Here is a 6,049-nt window from a genome sequence, read left to right as displayed (position 1 = left end):
TCCGGTTGCCCTTGACAAAAATAGTCTACTGCTTTAAAATTACACGTAATATGGTGATGATATCACTGATAAGTAAAGAGGATTAAAGATGATTAAGTTCAATAAAATAACAACAAAACTATATAATAATTTTGTTTGGCGCTTCTGGCAAGAAAGCGTCCGTTTTTATTGTCCAAAATCAACTTATATTCTCACTAGTTAATCTATAAAAAGATGTTTTAGATTATATTGAGTATTAGAAGGTGACTTTTGGAAACAAAAGGCTACCTTCTTTTTTAATTACTAAAAACCAAAGAAGAAGTCATTTAGAAAAGGAGAAAGATTATGATATTTGTAATGAAACAAAATGTCGAAAAAAGTAAAGTGGAGGCCTTTAGAAAAGTCTTTGAGGACAAAGGGTTTAAGACGCTTTATAGCTTTGGAACGGACTACCAAGTAGTGGGTTTAGTTGGGAATACTAGTGTCCTTGATGTTGATCAGATCACAGAAAATAATGAAATTGTTGAGTATGGAAAGCGCATCACAGAACCTTTTAAAATGGTGAATCGTAAGTTCCAACCAGAGAATACTTATGTAAAAGTAGGACCGACAACTTTTGGAGAAGACATCTTTCAAGTTATTGCTGGACCTTGTTCTGTTGAGAGCGAAGAACAAATCATGGAAATAGCCCATGCCGTAAAACTTAGCGGGGCAACTCTACTAAGAGGAGGGGCATTCAAACCGAGATCTTCCCCATATGCTTTTCAGGGACTTCATGCTGAAGGTATTAAATTACTCCTTCAAGCAAAAAAAGAAACAGGCCTACCCATTGCATCTGAGTTAACCAGTCTTAGCCAGTTTGACCTATTTGAAGATGTAGATGTGATTCAAGTGGGTGCACGAAATATGCAGAATTTTGACATGCTTAGGGAATTAGGGCTCTGCAAAAAACCAATTCTACTAAAACGTGGTTTGGCATCAACCATAGAAGAATTTTTAATGAGTGCTGAATATATTATGACAGGTGGCAATTCTAACATCATATTATGTGAGCGTGGCATTAGAACTATTGAAACCATGACGCGAAATACTTTAGATATATCAGCAGTACCCTTGTTAAAAAAATTAAGTCATCTCCCTGTGATAGTTGACCCCAGCCACGCAGGCGGTATGCGTTCTCTCGTAGCGCCTTTAACAAAGGCTGCTATTGCAATTGGCGCAGATGGGATTCTCATTGAAACCCATAATAACCCAGCAGAAGCTTTGTCAGACGGGGCACAGTCACTTGACTTACCAGACTTTTCAGAACTCATGGTTGAAATTCAACGTAGAGTGGCTTTTGAGAATAAAAGATTTGGTGACTAGGGACGGTTCTTCTCGTTCAATATTGTCTGTAACCTTACCCAATCGGAATTTATCATGCAAGCTAGTCACACCATAGGTCAATTCAAACCAAGCATCATTTTTTGCCCCATAGCATCTGATACTGTAACGCCACCCAACTTTATCACTTTGATCAGGACACATCCGACCAATAACATCTGATATTTCATCAACAATACAATCAATTGCATCCCTATCCTCGACTTTAATAGACATCCCTGCCATGCCATTACGTAGCTCAATATATTTAACCTCTTCCAGAATCGTTGCGTACATTTCACCAATCCGAAATGTTTCTGGCCCTGGTTCACTCATACCCGCATCGCTTTTTATTATAAATCCATATTCACATTCATCTTCCCCCCACCTACAGATTAGTTTGAACCCTCTTATTGATTTTCCACTCAAATAATCATCTGAACTGGAACTTAACATCGTGGCCATATGGCCCTCTAATATAAAGCTTCCTGTACCATCCTCTATAGCAATTTCTCTTTGGAGAATTTCTTTAGATGAATATTTCGGTCTACCTTTTTCATCCAAAACATAATCATATAATCGCACTTCATCCGGAACTTGATTTTTTTCAAAAGTAATTTCTATAACTTCACCTAAGGCGACATATTGGATTTGAGATGCCATTTCACTATCCATGATTGCATCAAAATTATCGATTCTATCGTATACGGCATTATCCCAATAATTTAGTCCAACAGAATAATCTATATGATCACTTTCTGTTGATATCCGTATTTCAGGTGGTTTATTACCCTCAAAAGTGCTTATACACCCAGCCAACACTATAATTATAAGTAATAGCATTCCAACTTTTCTCATGAACTCAACACCTCTTTCAATCTTCGACATCAACTAAAATGACCAACCGTCAATTTAGAGTAATCGGCATCTTTTATTTCACCGAATCAACTCTTAGGCTCTACTTCAATAATCACCCATGTTAGATTTTCATAAACCATATAAAGTTTTATGCTTGGTTGATCCACATCCCTATCCGATACAGACATAATATAAACATCCTCATACTGGCCATAGTCCCCCATGTACTGAAGGTCATACATTAGCTCTTGGAGTTCAAGGTATCTGTCTCTGATTGCTTGATCTGTTTCTGTTGTTATTTTTTTCTCTTCAACATGCTGCAAACCATAGAGAAAATCTGATGCAACATCACCTGCTGATTTATCTCGAATGATGTCTTTCCTGTTGAAGAAATTGTACTTTATGGACTTTGGGGGTTGTGTTATTTCAATATTCTTAATTTGACCTTTATCTTCAGATTCAAAGGATAAGGCTCTCGGTACCATAGATGGTCTGTTTTCTATTTCTTGGGTTGCCAACATGGTTGTTGCATTACCCTTACGGGAATACGTGTGAGAATTGGCACTATAAACATTGTCCGTTTCACCATAAAGAAGACGAATTTTTATATGATCCATTGACATATCTTCTTCTACTGACAAGTTGTCATTTAAGACTTCCAAATGGATATTGTAGTTATAACTATCATCATTGAATTCATAAGGCTTACTATAGAAATAATTTATCTTTGCAAGCCCATAGAATGCATCAATAGGTAATTTCTCAATTAACCACGTCTGATTCATCAGCCAAGATGGCTCCCTCCAGTTATTCTTGAAAGCCGTTTTAGAGATATATTTCACCATAATTTCATGATCCTCAATCAATACCCTCTCATTGACCGGGTAGTAGATTATTTCTATTTTATGTTGAAAGTGATAATATACCGTTACCATTGTAACTACCAATAGTAGAATTAGTCCTGCCCCTGCTATTAACTTCCTCATCTAATATCAACACTCCCTTTTTTATTGCATATATAGGTTTATATTGTATGGTAACCACTGATTCGACCTATTGTCTACTCTTGTAATGCCATACTTTCTGCCATCTTCATGATTTCATCTGCTTCAACATCATAACTAATGATCGTGTAACTATTTAGATTATCATTCCAGAAGAGGATTACTCTGTTTTCCTTTAAGATTAGATACCCTGCACTTTCACCAATCGTCACATCTCGTGTCTCTGCATCCTCTGTATCTAATTGATAACTTGCACCGTTTGGTGACTGGTCAAAAGAAATCTCTTCTATACCATTGGAAAACGTGATCATAACGCTTTTACCAAAAGAACGATAATCTTCGTAAATATATCCATCTGGTAGATAGGTTGGATAATAATATCCCACTTGATCAATGTCCGGCATTGTCTGTTGATTGTCCTCTACTTGAATTTGAATCTCTGTATACGTATCGTTCACTTCTAAGAAGAAGTTCAATACGCGAACCCTGATAGCCTCTACAGAAAACGTCACAACTGTCACGGTGCTCATGAACAAGACGGTGATTATTGCTGCTCTAGATGCAAATTGCTTCATCATCCTTATTCTGTCTTTTCTCTTTTCTTCTTTTTTACGTTGTTGAATAAAGAATGTAAACCATTGGTTCAAGGATTCCGGAACTTCAGTATTTCTGATTTCTTCTTCATGCTTTGAAAGATCTTCTAGAATATTCTCAATATGAGCTTCACCTATTAACTTATAGTAAGCCTTCAACATATCTTTTTGTCCAGTATTGCCATTATACCCATTCATAACTAACATCTCCTTCAAGAAGATCTTTTAATGCCATCCTGGCCCTTGAAAGTCTTTTGCGCACATTTACCTCATTAATAGACAACATATCCGCTATTTCCATATCCAAATACTCATAGGTATATTTCAAAGTCAGAATATCAGCATAGCTCGCATTTATTTCAGACAGGCGTTTTGCCATCTCACCGCTTTGATCCAATCTTAATACACTGATTTCCGGCATCATAGATGGATCTTGCTGTGGTTGCTCATTTAACGCTTCTACTTTGGCTGTTTTTCTGTTTTTTCTTTGATTGTAAATGTTGATGGAAGTGTTTCTAACTATAATAACAATTAAGGCCTTCGTTTTGTGACACTTAGGCGACATATTTTTATCCAGATAATCAGAAAATTTTATGATGGCTGTTTGAACGACATCCTCAGCTTCGTGATAATCATGCAAAATACCATTTGCTATATAAAGCAGGTCCTTTCTGTAAAGAAGGTATACTTCTTCCAACAAACTTCGAAGATGTTCATCCTCGATGACATTTAAAAACAAAATCATATTATCTCCCCCTCGTTTTATGGCAGTTTCTATCATTCTAACACTATTCTATTATTGGTGGTGCTAGAATACAAAAAAAGCTAGCCAAATAATGACTAACGTGTTTTTATATGCTTCATTAATACTTGTTAGGTTTTTGAACCGGAAGAACTGTCCCTCTGGTTGCTAATCGATAAATACATCCTCTGTATCAATAATTAGCCCCTCGAAAACCATGGAGGTGACTTGTTGAGACCTTGTATAGGCTTTATTCTGTGCCAGCTTTCGGTTCTCAAAACTGTAGACGATGATCTGTTGATTTTCCGTATCAACAATCCAATACTCCGAGACACCACTTCGCATATACAGGTTTGACTTGATCATCATGTCTTTAGACTTCGTTGATTTGGAGAGCACTTCCACAACTAAGGTGGGAATGCCGTCATAGGAACCTTTTTCATTAATCATCTCAGGGTCACAGATCACCAATATATCTGGTTGCACCACATTAGGGTCATCTTTAAATGACTTTGCTTCATTATATAACCTTACATCAAAAGGGGCTGTTAAAGGCCGACAAGGCTTTCCTTTGAACCAATTGTAAAACTGGCCAAAGATCTCATTGACCGCAACTTGATGTGGAAACAATGGTGAACTCATCATATAGATCTGTCCGTCAATCAACTCATATTGCTTCTCAGATTCTTCTTCACCTGTAAGATCCAAAAACTCCTCATAAGAATAGCGTCTAACCGTTTCATAGTCTGCCGCTTCTTCTCTCAAGTAAAACCGTTCTTCCTCGCCGATGCCCTTTAGTACCGCTATAGGCTTTTGATTTTTCTCGATATAGATTGTCGACCCTTCACTGGCTAATCTTAAATATTTGCCAAAAGCGTTCTGTAACGTCGTTGTTGATATTTTCAAACAATCACCTCATCTCTAAAATATAATATATATTATATTCTTTTTTAGCTATTACGTCAATTATATTACTACTATTTTAGCTAAAATTCTTTAAGACTGATTATCTATTTTCTTTATTCCTTACTTATTTTCACTATTACGAATCATCAAAAAAGACCCGCTAGCCAAATTCATAACTAACGGGTCTCTATTATACTGTATTAACTTTTGTTACCCCACTGAACCAGAAGAACCGTTCCCTTGGTTTTTACAAAACCTTACCGCAATTACATTTTTGATCATCGGTCATAATTTTTTGTTAATGACTTTGAGAAATTGAGATAATTGCCATCATACTGAAGATATCTATGAACAACAATGCAATAATTGCAGTTCTAAATACCGCCAAATTTGTGTGCCTATATTTCATGATTAGCCAAATTAGTCCAATATTTCCAAAAAGTAAAATTGAAACAATAAATATGATACTTGATTTCATAAACTTACCTTTCCGATTTTAAAGGGCTTGCTTAAATTGCAAGAACAATTGATGGTCTAGCACCCGCACACTCGTGACTTTAGTCGTGAGTGTGTGGGTGCTTTCTTCTTTACATATATAATAACAT

General features: G+C 36.3%; 6 protein-coding genes. 1 reads left to right on the top strand and 5 read right to left on the bottom strand.

From position 1 onward, the window contains the following. Window positions 1-324 precede the first annotated feature (324 nt). Window positions 325-1,344, top strand: a complete 1,020-nt coding sequence (gene aroF, locus P0N36_RS14335; protein WP_275843547.1) for a 3-deoxy-7-phosphoheptulonate synthase — start codon at window positions 325-327, stop codon at window positions 1,342-1,344. Here the strand turns inward: aroF and P0N36_RS14330 are convergent. From P0N36_RS14330 to P0N36_RS14310, 5 genes are all read right to left on the bottom strand, one after another. Next, on the bottom strand, window positions 1,282-2,199 hold the full coding sequence (locus tag P0N36_RS14330; RefSeq protein WP_275843546.1) for a hypothetical protein: 918 nt from the start codon (window positions 2,197-2,199) through the stop codon (window positions 1,282-1,284). The two genes, aroF and P0N36_RS14330, sit on opposite strands and share 63 nt — an antisense overlap. An 86-nt stretch (window positions 2,200-2,285) precedes the next feature. Then, window positions 2,286-3,185 carry a hypothetical protein gene (locus P0N36_RS14325; RefSeq protein WP_275843545.1) on the bottom strand — a complete coding sequence of 300 codons (900 nt, stop codon included), beginning with the start codon at window positions 3,183-3,185 and terminating at the stop codon, window positions 2,286-2,288. A gap of 74 nt (window positions 3,186-3,259) precedes the next feature. Then, window positions 3,260-3,994 (bottom strand): DUF4367 domain-containing protein, encoded by a 735-nt coding sequence (locus P0N36_RS14320; protein WP_275843544.1) that lies wholly within the window; start codon window positions 3,992-3,994, stop codon window positions 3,260-3,262. After that, window positions 3,981-4,541, bottom strand: a complete 561-nt coding sequence (locus P0N36_RS14315) for an RNA polymerase sigma factor (protein WP_275843543.1) — start codon at window positions 4,539-4,541, stop codon at window positions 3,981-3,983. The genes P0N36_RS14320 and P0N36_RS14315 overlap by 14 nt, the downstream gene beginning before the upstream one ends. A gap of 165 nt (window positions 4,542-4,706) precedes the next feature. After that, the gene (locus P0N36_RS14310) at window positions 4,707-5,444 is read right to left on the bottom strand and encodes a Uma2 family endonuclease (protein ID WP_275843542.1); all 738 of its coding nucleotides are present in this window, start codon (window positions 5,442-5,444) and stop codon (window positions 4,707-4,709) included. Between the last annotated feature and the right edge of the window lie 605 nt (window positions 5,445-6,049).

The sequence above is a fragment of the Petrocella sp. FN5 genome (assembly GCF_029210395.1).
Lineage (GTDB): Bacteria > Bacillota > Clostridia > Lachnospirales > Vallitaleaceae > Petrocella.
Note: the sequence above shows the minus strand (reverse complement) of the source record. Positions and strands in the feature narration are given on the sequence as shown.